The following is a 19,645-nucleotide window of genomic DNA, read 5'->3' on the forward strand; positions in this document are numbered from 1 at the left end:
CATTTAAGGAAATCTTCCTTAAATTTTCCTAATATCGTACTAAATGGATTTTGATTTGTCTATCTTTTTTTGAATAATATCATTAAAATAAGTCATTCTACCTAATCCACCTGTATTTATCCTGTTACATCATAAACTGATACGAATATAGAAACGTATGATCTTGATTTTATTCACTGCTTAACCATTTTTTCATCATATTCTATTGCCTTATTTTATATTTCAATGGATAATGGATTTATTCATTAGAAATGTAATATGAAAAAGTATGTTGATTTTTGTTTATTCGAAAGGATGACCTTTATATGTCAAGGGAACAAAATAAGCTGTCAGCATCCAGCTTAGAGGAATTGCAAACAACAGGGGCTGGCTATGATATTTTACGATATGTTAGTCTCCCTGATTTATTGGGTGAAGAAGCCCCTAGCTTACTTTATTTCATGGGAAAAAACCTAGCTAGAAAAATGGATATAGAAACCATGAGTGATGTGGCATACATTTTTGAACAGCTTGGTTGGGGAAGACTTGAAATGATTAAGGAAAAGCGAAAAGAACTCGTTTTTACATTGTTATCTGATGCTGTAGTTCAAAGGCTAAAAGCCCCAATTGAAACGGAATTCCGTTTGGAAGCAGGGTTTCTTGCTGAATCCATACAACTTATCAAAGAAGTAGAATGCGAATGTACAGAGGATATTAATCATAAAATTCATCAGATAGAATTTAGAGTAATCTACACATAAAGGAAGAGGGTTCAGCTAATCAGCCGAGCCCTCTTCCTTTTTTTGATTTAAGGATTCTAAAATTAACGTTTCTATATTGGATGGGATTCCGAGTCGGGTAATGTCAGATATGCTTGCCTGCTTAATCGCCGTAATAGATTTAAAATGTCTTAACAATAATGTCCGCCGTTTTTCCCCGACACCTGGTATTTTATCCAGCTCTGACTGAAACAAACTCTTCCCCCTAAGTTGTCGATGAAATGTAATTGCAAAACGGTGAACTTCATCCTGAATTCGTTGTACCAAATAGAACTCAGGTGAATTCCTGGATAAATCTACTACTTGTGGTGGAGTTCCATAGAGTAATTCACTCGTTTTATGCTTGTCGTCCTTTACAAGACCGCATAGCGGAATATCTAATCCTAGCTCATTTTCAAGAACATCTAACGCAACACTCATTTGTCCCTTCCCACCGTCCACAATGATCAGATCTGGTAGGGGTAAGTTATCTTTTAGTACCCTTGAATAACGGCGGCGAATAACTTCCCGCATCGTATCATAATCATCAGGACCATTCACATCTCTTATTTTATACTTCCGGTATTCTTTTTTATCTGGTCGACCATCCATAAACACAACCATAGCAGAGACAGGATCGGTTCCTTGAATATTGGAGTTATCAAAAGCCTCAATTCTGTGCGGTGTTTCAATATGCATTGCGATACCTAACTTTTCTGCAGCAAGGATTGTTCTTTCCTCATCTCGCTCAATAATGCTGAATTTCTCATCTAATGCTGCACCAGCATTTTTAACGGCTAGCTCAACTAATTTACGCTTGCTGCCACGAAAAGGAGTCATCACATGAGTAGATAATAATTCACTTAACAGTGCTGCATCACTACCAATGGGTAAAAATATTTGCTTCGGTTTCAAATGATTTTCATGTAAATAAAATCTACCTATATAGGATGAAAAAGCATCTTCCGGATCATCAAAAAATGGAAAGATCGAAACATCTCTTTCGATCATTTTACCTTGACGAACAAAGAATACTTGTACACACATCCAGCCTTTATCATAGCTATAGCCAAATATATCCCGGTCCACATTGTCACTTAGTATCATTTTTTGTTGTTCCATAATGACTTCTATATGCTGAATTTGATCACGTAATTCCATCGCCCGTTCAAAATTTAGCGACTCACTGGCCTCATGCATTTTCGAGGTTAGATCATTTTTTATATCCTTAAATCCGCCTTGGAGAAAAGACGTAATCTCATCCACAATTTCTTTGTAGAACGCTTTTGTAGGCGGAGTTTCAGCACAAGCAAGGCATTGTCCCATATGATAATATAAACAATATCTGCCCGGTGGATTATTACATTTTCGCAAAGGATATAAACGATCGAGCAATTTTTTTGTCTCTCTCGCTGCAATCACGTTTGGATAAGGACCAAAGTATTTGCCGCTATCCTTTTTGACATTTCTAGTGATTAATAAACGCGGATGCCGTTCAGAAGTAATTTTCAAATATGGGTATGATTTATCATCTTTAAGCATTACATTGTATTTCGGGTCATACTGTTTTATTAAATTCATTTCCAAAATAAGTGCTTCTAATTCAGATGATGTAATGATATATTCAAAATCAACAATTTCCTGGACAAGTCGTTGTGTTTTTTTATCATGGGCGCCTGTAAAATAGGAACGGACTCGGTTCTTTAATAATTTCGATTTACCTACATATATAATCGTTTCATGCTTATCCTTCATTAAATAACAGCCTGGCTTTTCAGGCAAGACAGCCAGTTTCTTCCTTATTATATCGTTCATATCTATTTCAGTCCTTTAACATTACAGAAATTTACGCATATACCCAGTCTATCATTACATAAACGAAAAAGTCGACTATCCATAGATGGATAATCGACTTATTGGTTTCTTCTTCATTTAATAAATGAATTAAGCGTGTTTATTGATTAGCTCAACAAGCGCTTCTTTCGGCTGAAATCCAACAACTTGGTCAACAACATTGCCGTTTTTGAACAATAGTAATGTTGGGATACTCATTACGCCAAATTTACCAGCGGTTTCTTGATTTTCATCTACGTCGAGCTTTACAATCTTGACTTTATCGCTCATTTCTCCATCTACTTCTTCCAATACTGGCGCAATCATTTTACATGGTCCACACCAAGGAGCCCAGAAATCAGCCAATACAAGTCCATCTGCTGTTTCAGCTGCAAAGTTTTGATCCGTAACATTTATAATCGCCATTTATATTCCTCCTAAATGTAAAGCTTCTTTCCTAAAGTAGTATACCATTAAACGTATTTCCATACTAACAGTTTGCTTCATCCTGAAATAGGACCAAAACAAAGCTATTTATGGCTGTATAAAAGTCGAATAAGGTCACACCCCTTTATGAAGTGTGACCAAAATAACACATATACTGCTATTTACATTATTTGTTGATCATCTGTGTTTTATTTCGTTTCCACTATTAAAATTACTGCAGCTGTTTGATTTCTTCAATCAGCATAGGAACGATTTCAAACAAATCCCCAACAATACCATAATCCGCTACATTAAAAATATTTGCTTCGGGATCTTTATTAATTGCTACAATCACCTTCGAGTTAGACATGCCGGCCAAATGCTGAATAGCACCGGAAATACCAACTGCGATATATAAATCAGGTGTAACTACTTTACCTGTTTGACCAATTTGCAAGGAATAGTCGCAGTAGTCGGCATCACATGCTCCCCGGGATGCACCAACTGCTCCTCCCAGAACCTCTGCCAGTTCATATAACGGTTGAAAGCCTTCTGCACTTTTTACACCACGCCCACCTGCTATAACGACATTGGCTTCAGATAAGTCTACTCCTTCGCTTGCTTTACGGATAACATCCTTAATAATTGTACGAATATCTGTAATATCCATTTCCTTCAAGTCTACATTTCCCGAACGAGCGTCGTCCCGTTCCAATGGTGGAATATTATTCGGGCGAATCGTTGCAAAAACAATCCCGCTCGTAATCATTTTCTTTTCAAATGCTTTTCCAGAATAAATAGGACGTGTAAATACTGCTTTATCCCCATCCAGTTCTACATCAGTGGCATCTGATATTAATCCGGATTCTAGTTTACTAGCTAATTTTGGAGTTAAATCTTTTCCGATTGCAGTGTGTCCCATTACAATGCCGTATGGATTTTCTTCCTTAATAACCGACATTGCTGCTTGTCCGTACCCTTCTGAAGTATACACGTCTAATTTATCGTGCTTGACTGCAACAACTCTATCTGCACCATATTTAATCATTTCTTCGCCTTGTTCTTGTAAATCCTTAGCCCCAAACAAAACACCAACGATTTCACTATCCGGTTTTATTTTCTTTGCCGCTGCAATTGCTTCAAAAGAAACATTACGTAATACACCGTCTCTTGATTCACCAATAACTAGTATTTTTTCACTCATAGGTTTTTCTCCTCTCTTTCTTTCCTAATCATAAAACTTTTGCTTCGTTTTTAAGTAAAGATACGAGTTCCTTCACCTGTGCGTCTGGCTCCCCTTCCAGTACACGTCCAGCTTGTTTTTCCTGTGGCATGAATATTTCCAGTGTTTTTGTTTTTGGCTCTAAATCATCTTCATCCAGGTCTAAATCATCTATTTCAAGCTCCGCAAGCGGTTTTTTCTTTGCCTTCATAATTCCAGGTAAAGAAGGATATCGCGGCTCATTTAATCCCTGCTGGCAGGTGACCAATAAAGGAAGCGGACATTCGATTTTTTCCACGTCTCCTTCTACATCCTTCTCTATTTGAGCTGTATCTCCAGAGATCGTCAACCCGGTTATCGTAGTAACATAGGAAATACCTAGTCGGGTTGCAAGTCTTGGACCGACTTGACCGCTCGCCTCATCAATCGCTACATTTCCAGCTAAAATTAAATCAGCATCTTTATCCTCAAAATACGTTTCTAAAATTTTTGCAGTAGAGAATTGGTCGCCATCCTCCAAATCATCCTCTGTATTAATTAATACAGCTTTATCTGCTCCCATAGCTAATGCGGTACGAAGTTGTTTTTCTGAGTCTTCATCGCCGATTGTTACTACTGTTACTTCACCGCCATGCTCATCTCGCTGTTTGATTGCTTCTTCAACTGCGTATTCGTCGTATGGATTAATAATGAACTCCGCACTATCATCCTCGATTTGTCCATTGGATACGACTATTTTTTCCTCTGTATCAAATGTCTTTTTTAGCAATACATAGATATTCATTATGTTTTCCTCCCTAAGCTTTATTCTTGTCTTCAGCTTCTTGCCATTTATTTATCATGGAAATTCGGCTTGCGTTTTTCCAAAAAGGCTTGCACACCTTCTTTAGCATCATCTGAGCCAAATATTTCACCAAACATTTTTGTTTCCATTGTTGCTCCCGTGTCAAATTGAGAAGTTTTGGCATAAGGAACAAGCTTCATTATTCTTTCTACGGAAGGTTTACTTTTTGCCGCTATCTTTGTTGCAAGTTTATCTGCTTCTTCCAGTAATTCATTTTCCTCATAGGCATGATTAGCTAACCCTAATCTACAAGCCTCCTCACCACTAATTGGCTCACCTGTCAAAAGCAATTCATATGCCTTTGCTGTACCAACATATTGTGGTAGACGCTGTGTCCCTGCAAAACCGGGAATGATCCCAAGTGTTAGCTCCGGAAGACCAAGCTTTGCAGATTTAGTAACCAGACGTATATGACATGACATCGCTAATTCTAAACCGCCGCCTAGTGCTGCTCCATGGATGACAGCGATTACAGGAATGGGAAAACTTTCAATCCTGGAAAAGAGTTCCTGGCCTTTCCTACCCAATGACTCATAGTCTGCCGACTGTTGAAAAGATGTAAACTCTTTTATATCTGCCCCTGCAGAGAAAAATCGCCCTTCACCTTTTAATAGAATCACTTTTACTTGTCTATCATGCTCTAATTCATTCAATTGATCATTTAAATCTTGTAATATTGTGCTGGACAATGCATTTGCTGGTGGACTTGTAATACTCAAAGTTGCAATTTGATTCTGTATATTGCATGAAATCGTTTCCAAAATTAACCCTCCTTCTCCTATTCTATCGTAACAGAAATGATAGAGTTGCTCATCTGAATTTTACAGATTACTTGATGAATTTGGGACCAGCGAAATTCACATTCGCTGGCAAGGTCATCTTTTATTCAATCCTTCAGTTAGTAATGCATGAACTGCCTCTGCTTGCTCCACCAAGTTATATTTACCTTCCTTAATAACCCAATTTGTTACCATTTCATCTAACGTTCCGAAAACCATCTGTCTGACCAGGGTTATATTCACGTCAGCTGCATATATATTTTCATCTATTCCCTCTTGAATAATCGAATCAATCACTTGAAGATACGGCTTTAATACTTGATTTATTTTTCTTCTTAAAGCTGGATTTGATTGTCTTAATTCCAATTGTGCTACAATTGCAAGGTGGTGGTCTGCAGCAAGCTGACTAAAATGCATATGAATGAGTGTTAATAATTTATCATTTGCATTTTCCTTTGTATCAATTGCATTTGCAATCTGCTGAATAAACTGGCCCATTTTTTCTTCAAATACGGAAACAAGTATATCTTCTTTGTTCTTAAAGTATAGGTAAATGGTTCCGTCAGCGACACCTGCTTGTTTTGCGATTTTTGATACCTGTGCTGCGTGATAGCCATTTTCGGCAATCACTTGGACAGCAGCATCAATTATTAGCTTATATTTTGGTTTATTCTTTTTCATCACTGTCCCCCTAGCCAACAAAACTGAATGAATAATCATTCATAAATATTGTAAACGAGTAGACAGGATGATGTCAATTATGGACATGCTTTTTTATTAAACTTTTTATATGGCATACATATGTTAAACCAAAATTACGTTATTTTGCTTCCTGCTGTTTAGACTTTTCTTCATCCACTAACTGTCTTCTTAAAATTTTACCAACTGCTGTTTTCGGTAATTCTTCTCTAAATTCATACAGCCGAGGTACCTTATAGGCAGCCAAATGTTTCCGACAAAATGTATTCAATTCATCTGTATCAAGCTGATATCCCTGTTTTGCAACTATATATGCTTTCACGGTCTCACCGCGATATGGATCGGGAACCCCCGCTACTACCGCTTCTTGTATCCCTTCATGTTCATACAGTACTTCTTCAACTTCACGTGGATAAATATTATAACCACCTGCAATAATCATATCTTTCTTCCGATCCACGATATAAAAATATCCATTATCATCCATGTAACCAAGATCACCCGTTAACAGCCAACCATCTACAAGCGTATTATCGGTTTCTTCTTCATTGTTCCAGTAGCCTTTCATAATTTGCGGTCCCTTTACAGCTACTTCACCCACTTCTTCAATTTCTGCTTCTTCCAGAGTTCCCATTTTGTAGATGATTGCATCCGTATCTGGCCAAGGTATTCCAATACTGCCATTGATTCGCTTATCCCAAACAAAATTCGCATGTGTAACAGGAGATGATTCTGTGAGCCCATAACCTTCCACAAGTCTTCCTCCCGTTACCTTTTCAAATTGATCTTGAATTTCAACGGGAAGCGGTGCAGATCCACTAATACAGGCTTCAATCGAAGATAAGTCATATTTCTTTAAGCTGGGATGATTAAGCAATCCAACATAAATTGTCGGTGCACCTGGAAATAAAGTTGGCCGCTGTTTATGGATTGTTTTTAATGTTTCTTCCGCATCAAATTTAGGTAATAATAGCATTTTTGATCCTAGCATGATGGATAAATTCATTACTGTTGTCATTCCGTACACATGGAAAAATGGTAGTACGCCTAGTACAACTTCCTGACCGCGTTTTGTTTTATACAGCCATGCCTCACACATTTCTACGTTGGAAACAAGATTCATATGTGTCAGCATTACCCCTTTTGGATAACCAGTCGTTCCTCCAGTATATTGCAGCAATGCAAGATCTTCAGTTGGGTCGATGGTAACTGGTTTATATTGTGGTTCAGATGCTGCCATAAACTGCTTCCACACATGTGTGTCATCAGATTGTTCTACCTTAACGACCAAGTTGTATTGCTTTTTTTGAATAAAAGGATATACTACGTTTTTTGGAAATGGAAGATAATCTTTAATTTCTGCTACAATCACATGTTTTAAGTTCGTATTGTTTCGTACGTGATTTACCCTTGGCAATAAAATATCCATACAAATAATAAATTCAGAACCAGAATCTTTCAGTTGATACTCCAATTCACGTTCTGTATAGAGCGGATTCGTTTGAACAACAATTCCCCCAGCCATTAATGCACCGTAATAACCAATAACAGCCTGTGGACAGTTTGGCAGCATGATGGCAACACGATCCCCTTTTTGCAAACCCAATTTTTGAAAATAGTTTGCCATTCGTCTTGCTTCATCATACAATTCCACAAAAGATAGTTCCTTACCCATAAAGTAAAGCGCTTTCTTTTCTTTGTAGCGTTCAGCTGATTCCGCAAGAAACTCATGTAACGGCTTTTTACTATACGTAATTGTCGTTGGAATTTCTTTCGGATAATGCTTCTCCCAAATCTTTTGATGTATCATTTTATCCCCCTCCTTTTTCCTATCATATCTTCATTATAGCGAGTAATGATTATTTTTTGAAATGATTTCGAAACTTTCTTTAAAAAATATCAATTTACGTGATTATTTTTACGATTTCATTTCTTTAGGGATATATTACCAAAACAACTGAACTCAACTTATAAGCTTTATCATAATTGCAAACCGGAAAAAGAATTCAATGCGGACTTCACGTAGTTTATTACGGATGCAAGCTTATAAGCAAACTGTACACACAAAAAAGCATAGCCGAACGTTTGCGACTATGCCAATTTCTGAAATCAATCACGATTTGCTGCCGTTAAGTGCCTACTTTGAGGAGAGCAAGTTACACATGTGATATCGTCTTCTTATATAAATAATACCAAGTTAAATAGTACTTACCATAAATAAATGACACCAACAACAATAAAAATAGCTGCAACAACAATGAGCACCTTAGCCAGTGTTTCCAATATGATATACTCCCTCTATCCCTTGTACAACATAAAGAAGATGAAGTTGTGATTATATATTCATACCTCATCCCTATAGCCTGTACATTATATTTAAATAATCTACTGTTTCTATACTTATTCATGCACTACACAATACTTGCCCCAATAATAAATGATAAACCGATTGAAATCATCATGGACATCAATCCGACTGCAACATTTCCTTTTCCGATTTCATCATCAATTTTCATCGTTGGCGTTAGAAATTCAAAAATAAAATAACCAGAAAGCAGCAGCAAGAAACCTAGCACACCCCAACCTATGCTTTGCATCAGTGTATCATTGTGCTCAATGGAGTATCGAAAAATCGTCATGATCCCAAATAGCTTACCACCTGTTGCCATTGCCACTGCGATATTGCCTTTTTTAATTTCTACCCAATTTTTATATGTGGTAACCAATTCAAATATAGCAAGAAATACAACTGTGCATAGAATAACAACACTATAACGCGCTGCAGTAATCACGATAATATTTTCCCAAAAAGTTTCCAAGACATGTCGCTCCTTTCTTCATTATTTTAATTCTAGTACCGTTACACCACTGCCGCCTTCGCCTTCCGAACCAGGACGGTAATTGGCAATTCGCGGGTGTTTCTTTGCAAATTCCTGAACTCCTTTTCGAAGTGCGCCAGTCCCTTTACCATGAATGATATGAACCTTTTCATAATTTGCGAGTAAGGCATCATCAATATATTTTTCCAGTCGCATGACTGCATCCTCAAAACGTTCCCCACGTAAATCAAGCTCAATCCCTACATGATAGCCAGATCCCTTTATTGTAGTAAGTGGTTTGGAAAGATCTTGCTTAGGCTGTTTCATTAATTGAAGATCTTTTCGTTTAACCTTTACTTTCATAATTCCAACTTGGACCATGTATTCATTCTCACCAACCTGCTCCAATACCGTACCATTTTGATTGACTGACAACAGCTTAATGTCATCTCCCGGTGACAGTTTATCTGTTTGAATCGGTTTACTTCCCAGGCTTTCTTTTTGCTTAGAAGTCAAGTTAGGCTGCGCTTCTTCCAACATTTTTTTGGCTTCAATCCATTCATGTTCCTTTAGAACAGATTGCTGTTTCATATTACGAATTTCAGAAACAATCATTTCCGCTTCTTCCCGGGCTTTAGTCAAAGCTTTCTCTGCCTTTTCCTCGGCTTTACGGTAGAGTGATTCCTTCTTTTGCTCCAATGCAGTCATTTCTTTCTGTAACGCTTCATGTAGCGACTCGCTATCTATTAATACACGATGAGCTTCTTCGTATTCTTGCTCGGCTTGCAGCTGTGCAGCCTCTAAGGAAGCAATCATATTTTCAACATTTTTGGAGTCAACTCCGATTAACCCCTTTGCCCGCTGTATAATGGAATGATCCAATCCGAGACGACTAGAAATATCAAACGCATTACTTCTGCCAGGCACTCCCAAAAGTAATCGGTAGGTTGGCTTTAGTGTCTGTACATCAAATTCAACGGAGGCATTTACGACATGCTCCCGATTGTAACCGTATGCTTTCAGTTCGGGATAATGTGTTGTCGCTATAACCCTCGCTCCACGATCAATGACCTCATCCAATATAGCCATCGCAAGTGCCGCTCCCTCTTGAGGGTCTGTACCCGCACCAAGCTCATCAAATAATACAAGTGTCTGATGATCAACATGCTTCATAATATCAACAATATTCGTCATATGAGATGAAAATGTACTTAGGTTTTGTTCAATGGATTGCTCATCACCGATATCAGCGTACACATGTTCAAATACAGCCATTTCACAGCCATCTAATGCTGGAATCTGCAAACCAGACTGTGCCATCAGTGTACATAAGCCAATAAGCTTCAGGGTCACTGTTTTACCACCTGTATTGGGTCCTGTTATCACAATTGTTGTGAAGTCTTTACCTATTTCCACATCATTCGCTACTACCTCTTCAACTGGAATAAGCGGATGTCTTGCCTGCTTCATCGAAATATAGCCTTTGTTATTCATCTTAGGCATAGAAGCCTTCATCGTTCGTCCGAGCTTGGCACGCGCGAAAATAAAATCAATTGCTGCTAATACACGAACATTCTCAATTAATGCTGGTTCTTCTACAGCAATTTTCCCTGTCAATTCATGGAGAATTCTTTCCACTTCTTGTTTTTCTTTGATGAACGCTTCTTGTAGCTGATTGTTCAAATCAACGACTGCTTTCGGCTCCATAAAAAGAGTTTGACCAGAAGCAGATTGATCATGAACAATTCCACCAACAGCGCCACGATGTTCCTGCTTAACCGGTAAAACATAACGATCATTTCGAATCGTAATGATCGCATCAGACAGTAAACTGCTCTTTGTTTTAATATAGTTATCCAATCTGTCACGTACACGGCTTTCGAAAGTTCGAATAGAGGATCGAATGCCACGGAGCTTGACAGATGCACCATCCATCACATGTCCATGGTCGTCGATACAACTTTTTATTGCTGTCTCTAAGGAACGTAAAGGTGTTATTTGATTGGTTAATTCTTGAAGAATGGGCAGGTTCTCTTCCAGCTTTTCAATAAAATCCTTAGCTTGACGCCCACCATATATAGTATTGGCCACATCTAAGCATTCTGTTGTTGATAATACACCACCGATTACCGCTCGCCCTATATTACTTCGAATATCATGGATGCCTCCTAATGGAATGCCTCCATGTAAACGTAATACAGTTGCAGCTTCATCCGTTTCTTTTTGTTTCCAAATTACCTCATTCAAGTGATGTGAGGGATATAATTTGACAGCTTCATCTTTACCAAGTGCGGTGGCAGCATGGCTTTTAAGCTGTTCTTTTATTTTTGTAAATTCGAGTACACGTAGAACACGTTCATTCATATTTGGCTACTCCTTTAGATTGCATACGAAAATCTTTATTTATTCCTCTCAAAGTATGCAATCAGCTGTTCCTTTGTCCATGTATTAATCACTGTATCTGTTTGAAGCCATCCCCTTCGCGCGGTTCCTACGCCGTATTTCATATGTTCGAGCATATGAAAACTATGTGCATCTGTATTAATGGCAATTTGAGCCCCTTGTTTTTGCGCTTCTCTCGCCCATTCACTGGATAAATCCAAGCGGTTTGGGTTGGCATTAATTTCTAATGTCGTATTGGTTTCGACGGCCTTTTCAATTAACTGTGATAAATTAACGTCATATCCATCTCTTCTTCCAATTAATCTACCTGTAGGATGCGCTATTAAGGAAACATATGGATTTTCGAGCGCTTGCATCAATCGCTTCATAATCAATGCTTGAGATTGATTAAAACTAGAATGAATAGCTGCAATGACAAAGTCCATTTCCTTTAAAAAGTCATCCGAAAAATCCAATGAGGCATCCGGTAGAATATCCATTTCCACACCTGCAAATATATGAATATCATCATATAAGTCATTCATTTTATGAATTTCTTCACGCTGTTTTCGTAATCGTGTTTCATCCAAGCCATTCGCTACCCGAAGATATTTGGAATGATCCGTTATAGCGATATATTCATATCCTTTATTCCTGGCCTGATTTACCATTTCTTCTACAGATTGTGCACCGTCACTCCAAGTCGTATGCATATGTAAATCACCACGAATATCATCTAGCTGCACGAGGTCCACAGTTTCTGTAAATGTTGCTATTTCCCCTGCATTTTCCCGGGCTTCAGGAGGAATATACGTTAAATTAAAATGTGTAAAAAAATCGCTTTCTGTAGAAAAAGTTAATAGCTCACCAGTTTCTTCTACTTCAATTCCATATTCATTGATTTTTTCACCGCGGGATTTTGCTAATTGTCGCATTGCTACATTATGGTCTTTGGATCCTGTAAAATGATGTAAAGTAGTTGCAAATTCTTCAGGTGAAACCAAGCGAAAATCAACATTCATATCATAGGTGGATTCCAGTGTTACTGAAACCTTTGTATCCCCTTGGGCAATCACCTCTTTGATTGCACTCATTTCCAAAAGCGCTTCCTTTACTGAATGTCTATTTTCACATGCAATAATAAAATCAATATCTTTTACCGTTTCTTTCATTCTACGTAAACTACCCGCTAGTGAAAATTGATGGATATCTGGAATCGTCTGTAAATAAGCTTCTATTTGTTCAGCAATGGGAAGCACCATAGCAATTGGTAGACGTTCTGGCCGCTTACCTATTTCTTTTAATGCAGCTAAAATATTTTCAACTGACTTTTTCCCAAACCCTGGTAGCTCTTGAACTGCACCACTTGTCAGCGCATCCTTTAAACTGGCTGCATCTACTACATTTAATTCTTGATAGAGCTTAGCTAGTTTTTTTCCACCTAAACCAGGAACTTGCAATAATGGGATAAGACCTTCTGGAACTTCTTTTTCAAGTTGTTCCAGAACCGGAGAAGTTTCAGTTTCAAGATACTTTAGAATAACCGTACTTGTCCCTTTACCAATCCCTTTTATTGCAGTAAAATCTTCAATTTCTCCAAGCGAACGTGTATCGCGTTCCAATGCCTGACTTGCCTTCCGATATGCTGCTATTTTAAATGGATTTTCTCCTTTAAGCTCTAGGTAAATTGCTATTTTTTCTAATAATTTAATGATATCTTTTTTATTAATGGACATGCTTCAACACCTGCTTTCTATTCATACAAAATCTCTCTACCTCATTTGAAATAGATAAGATCAAGCCTGTCTGTCCAATCAGTTGCTGCTCACATGAATAAGATAATTCTATTTAAAGAAACCGCTATTTTGTACCATGCTAGCCAAATCCGTAAACCACAATTCTTTCATTTTTTCAGATAAATATGGTGTGTTTTCTAGCATCCAATGAACAAGGCTGGAACCATTTAAATATGTCTGTATCTGTTCTAGTGGAGCTAATGTTAAAATATACAGCAGCAAAAATAAAACAACATACACCTCTAAAAATCCTAGTACTGCTCCAGCCAAACGATTGACAGAATTTAAAATAGGCAGTTGCGCTACAAAATCCAACATAGATGAAAGAATTTGCAGTAATATTTTTACCGCTAAAAATATAATGATAAACGAAATTGCATTATAAAAAGCAGTTTCCATTGGGACAACCTGATGTAAATTCCCCCAAAAACCACCCTCATTCATATCTGGATATGGAATCCACAACGGCAGTTTAACCGCTATTTTATCATAGTATAAAACAGCGACGATAAAGGCTGCGATAAAACTGATCATGTGCAGCGCCTGAAGAATGAATCCTCGCTTCAGACCACGCATCACACCAAAAATTAGTAGTAAAATAATGATAAAAGTAATCATACTCTATTTGTCCTCTTTCTTTTTTAATGCCCCCAACAAAGAAGCGTATTCTTCTTTTAATTTCAAATAATCATTCGTCGTATTTACCGCTGTAAGAACAGCTAATCTTGACGTATCCAGACTTGGATTATGTTGATGCATTTCATTCATTTTTTGATCAACCAATTCCGCTACAAGCATGACCCTGCTTGCTGGCTCATTTCCAACGATTGTATACGATTTATTATGTATTTCTACAGTTACTCGTGTTTTATCTGATTCCTGGGACACACGAACACCCTCCTAATTTAGATTCTACATGATAACCCATTAGGGCACTTTAAGCACCCGAAAGAACATCTATTATTTTACCATGAAGGAATGTATATTGGAAACCGATACTTATAAAGACCAAAACACTATCTTAAACATATAAATAAATTGTTCTACATATGGTATTACGAATGAATGTCTCGTAAGTTTCCTTATTTCATATTTCAGCAGGTTTTGATATAGTCAGTAATACATATAGTAAGAAGTGGGAGCGATTGAATCATGGCACAGTTAGTCCATCAATTTGATAGTAAATCGATTATAGCAATGAAAAAGTATTACGATGCTTTCCAAAGGCAGGCCCCACCAGGCGCTGTATTTCAGGCCAAAACGGAAAATGCGGTTATCACAGCATACCAATCTGGAAAGGTACTGTTTCAAGGCAAGCATCCTGAAAAAGAATTTCACAAATGGAATGCACAATGGAACACTGGAGAAACAAAAAATCACAAACAGAAAAGCAAGTCCAGTTCTCCATATACGCCAAATCCCAGTCTGTTTAACCGTTCGATTATTGGTTCTGATGAGGCAGGTACTGGTGATTACTTCGGGCCAATTACAGTTGCTGCTGCTTATGTGGAGGCACAGCAAATACAACAGCTCTCCTCTATCGGTGTGCAGGATTCAAAAAATCTTTCTGACGAAAAAATTGTTTCTATTGCGAAAGAATTAATCCGTATGCAAGTTCCTTATTCGCTACTTATCCTACATAACGATAAATATAATACCTTGCAAGAAAATGGATGGTCACAAGGAAAAATGAAAGCAATGCTACACCATCATGCAATACAAAAAACCAAAAAGAAAATTGGTGATGCACGATTGGATGGCATCATTATTGATCAATTCTGTGAGCCTACAATTTATAAACGCCATCTTGCCTCAGAAAGAGAAACCTTACCAAATGATACGTATTTCATGACAAAGGCGGAGTCTCATTCCATTGCAGTAGCCGCAGCATCAATTCTTGCCCGCGCTAGCTTTGTAAAGGAAATGGAGCGTTTATCCACATTTGTTGGCATTCCTTTAAGGAAAGGTGCATCACGTTTTGTCGATGAAAACATTGCAGAAGTTATGAAAAAAAAGGGAGAACCAATATTACGACAGATAGCGAAGCTTCATTTTGCGAATACGATGAAAGCAAAAAAATATTTATAGAAATATATAATTAGTTAGCATAAAAGCCTTTGCCATCTGATGGCAAAGGCTTTTTAAATCAAGATCTGATATACGCATGGTACTGTTGTTCAATTTTATTGCGAATGTCCTGGAAGGATGTTTCTACTTCCTCATCCGTAAGTGTTCGTTCAGGGTTTTGATACACCAAGTTATATGCGATAGATTTCTTGCCTTCTGGCAGATTTTCCCCTGTATACACATCAAATATTTGCACAGATTTTACCAGAGGTGCTCCAATCTCTTCAATTGTTATTTGTACATCCCCTGCTTTGATATCATGATCCATAACAAATGCGACATCCCTTGAAATAGATGGATATCTCGGAACCAACTGATAGGTTGGTTCATGATGGAATACCTCTATTATCACTTCCATATTGATATCGAACACATACGTTTCTTTTAAATCCAGCCCTTTTCCTAAAGATGGATGAATTTGGCCTAAGAAACCGATGACACGATTATCATAGCAAATTTCTGCACATCTTCCAGGGTGCATATCTGCCAACGCTGTTTGGCGGAAGCTTACTGGAATCTCTAAATGGTCAAATAATGCTTCTAAAATCCCCTTCACAACATAAAAATCTACTACCTTCATTTCTTGCTGCCACGGGTGCTGAACCCACTTTCCTGCCAATGCTCCCGATAGACGCAATTGTTCGTTAGGCTGCTTGGTCAGCTCTTCTTCCTGTGACACAAAAATGGATCCTAGTTCATATAGCGCAACGCTAGACTGACTTCGCGCCTGGTTATAAGACAAAGATTTTAACAGCTCCGGTAATAGGCTAAGCCGTAACCAACGGTGATCTTCGCTCATTGGATTGGATAAGCTTACCGGATTCGGTTGAAAAGCTTTTATTTCAGGACTGATCCAGCGATTTACATCTGCACTGCCAGTCAAAGAGTACGTAATGGTCTCCATCAATCCAGCGCCTTCCATAAAACGTTTAATTTTACGTTTTAATTTTTGGGCATCTGTTAACATTCCTGCCTGTTCTGCATCCAAATTGATTGTTGCAGGTATATGATCATACCCGTATATTCTTGCAATTTCTTCAAGCATATCTTCAAAAATAGAAATATCTCCACGACGTGTCGGAACCGTCACATCAAATACTTTTCCGCTTTGCGTATAATCGAAACGTAATTTATTTAATATAGAAGCAATCTCATCAACAGTAATGGAAGTTCCTAAACGTTTATTTACCTTATCAGCATCAACAGAAACGGCCTTTTTCGTAAGCGTTAGATGATTGGATTCAACTACTCCTTGAAGTACAGTACCCCCAGCGTATTTTTGCAATAGCTGACATGCTCGTAAGCCAGCACGTTTCACTCGTTCCGAATCAATTCCTTTTTCAAAACGGGTACTTGACTCACTTCTTAAACCCGTTTCCAACACTGCCTTCCGAACGGTTTTAGCATCAAAATAAGCTGCTTCTAATAAAACAGTCGTTGTATCATCCTGAACTTCAGAATCTGCACCGCCCATTACACCTGCTAATGCAACGCCAGTCTTCCCATTTGTAATGAGCAAATTGTTTTCAGTTAATGTTCTCATAACACCGTCTAGCGTTTCAATTTGTTCCTGATCTTTTGCACGGCGTACAACGACTTCATTGGAACCAAATCGATCATAGTCAAATGCATGTAATGGCTGCCCGTACTCCAATAAAACATAGTTTGTAATATCAACTACATTATTAATTGGACGAATGCCAGCTGCCATTAAATAATTTTGCATCCAAAGTGGGGAAGGTCCAATCTTTACATTTTCAATAACGAAAGCTCCATAATAAGGACAAAGCTCCTTGTCTTCAACGGTTACCGTAACGGCATCACCGGCATTCTTATCTGCCATATCAACCGTTTCTTCCGGTAGGTTCAATGGCTTATTAAGTATAGCCGCTACTTCATACGCTACCCCTAGCATACTTAAGCAATCTGCACGATTTGGTGTTAAATCGAATTCAAGAACAGCGTCGTCTAAGTGCAGTAATCCTTCCACTGGTTCTCCAACCTTTACATCACTTGGAAAAACAAATATTCCATCCGCAACATCCTTTGGAATATAAGCTTCCTGTAAGCCCAATTCTTGTAAGGAGCAAATCATTCCATTCGATTCTATTCCACGTAATTTCGCTTTTTTAATTTTAAAATTACCTGGCAAAACAGCTCCAGGTTTTGCAACAGCAACTTTCTGCCCTTTTGCAATATTCGGTGCTCCACAAATAATTTGTAGTGTTTCATCCCCAACATCAACCTGACAGAGATTTAACTTATCAGCATTTGGGTGTTGTTCGCAAGCTAATACACGTCCGACAACCACATTCGTGCTCTTCTCAGCAATATAGGAAATACTATCGACTTCAATTCCCGACTTTGTAATCTTTTCAGCTAATTCTTCAGGCTGCACGCCACTTATATCTACATAATTATTTAACCAATTTAATGAAACAAGCATTTTTATGACCCCTCCTAGGCATGGTGAAATTGTTTTAAGAATCGTACATCATTTGTGTAAAAGTCTCGAATATCCTTCACACCGTATTTAAGCATAGCAATTCGATCCGGTCCCATGCCAAATGCAAAGCCAGAATAAACTTCCGGATCATAGCCTGCCATCGACAATACACGTGGATGGACCATACCAGCACCCAGTATTTCTATCCAGCCTGTTTTCTTACAAACTGAGCAGCCATCTCCACCACAAACTTTACAGGAAATGTCCATTTCAACAGATGGTTCTGTAAATGGGAAAAAGCTTGGGCGCAATCGGATCTTTCTATCTGCTCCAAACATTTTCTTCGCAAAGGTATCAAGTGTACCCTTCAAATCACTCATGCGAACATTTTTACCAACATATAATCCTTCGAGCTGTGTAAACTGATGGGAATGTGTAGCATCATCGGAGTCTCGTCGATACACCTTTCCAGGGCAAATCATTTTTACTGGTTTATCTCCATCATACTTCTGCATCGTTCTTGCCTGAACTGGTGAAGTATGTGTGCGAAGTAAAAGTTCATTTGTAATATAAAAGGAATCATGCATATCACGAGCAGGATGATCTTTCGGTAAATTAAGTGCTTCGAAGTTATAATAATCTGTTTCTACTTCTGGTCCTTCTTTTACCTCAAAGCCCATACCGATAAATAGATCCTCAATTTCTTCAATAATTGTTGTTAGTAAATGAGGGCCACCAACGGAAATTGGTCTTCCCGGTAAAGTAACATCGATGGCTTCAGCTGCTAGTTTTTTGTTTAATGCTTCTTCTTCAAAAACCGCGAGCTTCCCGTCTAATGCATTGGTAATTTTTTCACGTACTTGGTTCGCTATTTCACCTACAATTGGACGTTCTTCTTTATCCAGCTTTCCCATTCCTCGCAGCACACCCGTTAACGAACCTTTTTTACCGAGATATGCGACACGAATATCTTGAAGTTCTTTGGTATCCGTCGCTTGTTCTACCTTTTCAATTGCTTCTGCCTGTAATTGTTGTAATTGTTCCTTCATCTTAAAAACCTCCTTTTAACATTTGCCACTTGACTTTATTGCATCAAAAAAACCCCATCCCCATAAAGGGACGAGGCTGTCATTCGCGGTACCACCCTTGTTAATGCATCAAAAAATACATTCAACTTAAATTTGATAACGGATTGTATCCGGAACGCCTTTACTTAAAAAAAGGTCCAAGCGCCAGCTCCAGAGTGAAATTTATCAGAAAAAATAGTGGAATTGCTCTCAGTCTAAGGCATTTCCTTCCTTTTCCTATTCATAGTTTACTGACAAATGTCTCCTTCAATGCAATAAATATATAATTGCTTATTAGTATAGTTAAATTAACGCCACTTTGCAAGTACCATCATGTGTTTGGTTGAGTCAAGTATTTGTGGGAGATTTTTAAAGTACCTTATTTTGTATGGTTTTAGCCCCAGTTTTGGTAGCGATTTCAGGTTTGTTTCCACTCATATGTTCAGTGCCTTATTATTTTTTAAATTC

16 protein-coding genes are annotated in these 19,645 nt (G+C 38.0%); 2 read left to right on the forward strand and 14 right to left on the reverse strand.

Annotated elements, in window-relative coordinates:
- Window positions 1–305: 305 nt before the first annotated feature.
- Window positions 306–740, forward strand: coding sequence for a YslB family protein (locus tag DX933_RS02905; protein ID WP_123314981.1), 435 nt, complete (start codon window positions 306–308; stop codon window positions 738–740).
- A gap of 15 nt (window positions 741–755) precedes the next feature.
- On the opposite strand, the gene uvrC is transcribed toward DX933_RS02905, so the two are convergent.
- From uvrC to zapA, 12 genes are all read right to left on the reverse strand, one after another.
- Window positions 756–2,552, reverse strand: a complete 1,797-nt coding sequence (gene uvrC / locus DX933_RS02910; RefSeq protein WP_123314982.1) for an excinuclease ABC subunit UvrC — start codon at window positions 2,550–2,552, stop codon at window positions 756–758.
- Between the two features lie 129 nt (window positions 2,553–2,681).
- Window positions 2,682–2,996 carry a thioredoxin gene (trxA, locus tag DX933_RS02915; protein ID WP_123314983.1) on the reverse strand — a complete coding sequence of 105 codons (315 nt, stop codon included), beginning with the start codon at window positions 2,994–2,996 and terminating at the stop codon, window positions 2,682–2,684.
- A 232-nt stretch (window positions 2,997–3,228) separates the two neighbouring features.
- Window positions 3,229–4,200 carry an electron transfer flavoprotein subunit alpha/FixB family protein gene (locus tag DX933_RS02920; protein WP_123314984.1) on the reverse strand — a complete coding sequence of 324 codons (972 nt, stop codon included), beginning with the start codon at window positions 4,198–4,200 and terminating at the stop codon, window positions 3,229–3,231.
- 28 nt (window positions 4,201–4,228) lie between these two features.
- Complete coding sequence (locus DX933_RS02925; protein ID WP_123314985.1) at window positions 4,229–5,002, reverse strand: electron transfer flavoprotein subunit beta/FixA family protein; 774 nt, start codon at window positions 5,000–5,002, stop codon at window positions 4,229–4,231.
- 47 nt (window positions 5,003–5,049) lie between these two features.
- A complete protein-coding gene (locus DX933_RS02930) occupies window positions 5,050–5,823 on the reverse strand; it encodes an enoyl-CoA hydratase (protein ID WP_123314986.1) in 774 nt (257 codons plus the stop codon).
- Between the two features lie 114 nt (window positions 5,824–5,937).
- Entirely contained in the window at window positions 5,938–6,522 is a 585-nt protein-coding gene (locus DX933_RS02935; protein WP_123314987.1) for a TetR/AcrR family transcriptional regulator, read from the reverse strand.
- Window positions 6,523–6,661: 139 nt separating this feature from the next.
- On the reverse strand, window positions 6,662–8,350 hold the full coding sequence (locus DX933_RS02940) for a long-chain-fatty-acid--CoA ligase (RefSeq protein ID WP_123314988.1): 1,689 nt from the start codon (window positions 8,348–8,350) through the stop codon (window positions 6,662–6,664).
- Between the two features lie 601 nt (window positions 8,351–8,951).
- Window positions 8,952–9,359 (reverse strand): DUF350 domain-containing protein, encoded by a 408-nt coding sequence (locus tag DX933_RS02945; protein ID WP_123314989.1) that lies wholly within the window; start codon window positions 9,357–9,359, stop codon window positions 8,952–8,954.
- Window positions 9,360–9,380: 21 nt separating this feature from the next.
- Window positions 9,381–11,723, reverse strand: coding sequence for an endonuclease MutS2 (locus tag DX933_RS02950; protein ID WP_123314990.1), 2,343 nt, complete (start codon window positions 11,721–11,723; stop codon window positions 9,381–9,383).
- Window positions 11,724–11,758: 35 nt separating this feature from the next.
- Window positions 11,759–13,477 (reverse strand): DNA polymerase/3'-5' exonuclease PolX, encoded by a 1,719-nt coding sequence (gene polX / locus DX933_RS02955; RefSeq protein WP_123314991.1) that lies wholly within the window; start codon window positions 13,475–13,477, stop codon window positions 11,759–11,761.
- 108 nt (window positions 13,478–13,585) lie between these two features.
- Complete coding sequence (locus tag DX933_RS02960) at window positions 13,586–14,155, reverse strand: CvpA family protein (RefSeq protein WP_123314992.1); 570 nt, start codon at window positions 14,153–14,155, stop codon at window positions 13,586–13,588.
- Window positions 14,156–14,158: 3 nt separating this feature from the next.
- Window positions 14,159–14,425: a cell division protein ZapA gene (gene zapA / locus DX933_RS02965; RefSeq protein WP_123314993.1), complete on the reverse strand. Its 267-nt coding sequence runs from the start codon at window positions 14,423–14,425 to the stop codon at window positions 14,159–14,161.
- A gap of 264 nt (window positions 14,426–14,689) precedes the next feature.
- On the opposite strand from zapA, the gene rnhC reads away from it, so the two are divergent.
- A complete protein-coding gene (gene rnhC / locus DX933_RS02970) occupies window positions 14,690–15,625 on the forward strand; it encodes a ribonuclease HIII (protein ID WP_123314994.1) in 936 nt (311 codons plus the stop codon).
- Between the two features lie 58 nt (window positions 15,626–15,683).
- On the opposite strand, the gene pheT is transcribed toward rnhC, so the two are convergent.
- Window positions 15,684–18,110, reverse strand: a complete 2,427-nt coding sequence (pheT, locus tag DX933_RS02975; protein ID WP_123314995.1) for a phenylalanine--tRNA ligase subunit beta — start codon at window positions 18,108–18,110, stop codon at window positions 15,684–15,686.
- A 14-nt stretch (window positions 18,111–18,124) separates the two neighbouring features.
- Window positions 18,125–19,159 (reverse strand): phenylalanine--tRNA ligase subunit alpha, encoded by a 1,035-nt coding sequence (gene pheS / locus DX933_RS02980; RefSeq protein ID WP_123314996.1) that lies wholly within the window; start codon window positions 19,157–19,159, stop codon window positions 18,125–18,127.
- Window positions 19,160–19,645 lie beyond the last annotated feature (486 nt).

It is taken from the genome of Ornithinibacillus gellani (assembly GCF_003730295.1).
In the GTDB taxonomy this organism is placed as follows: domain Bacteria; phylum Bacillota; class Bacilli; order Bacillales; family Amphibacillaceae; genus Ornithinibacillus_A; species Ornithinibacillus_A gellani.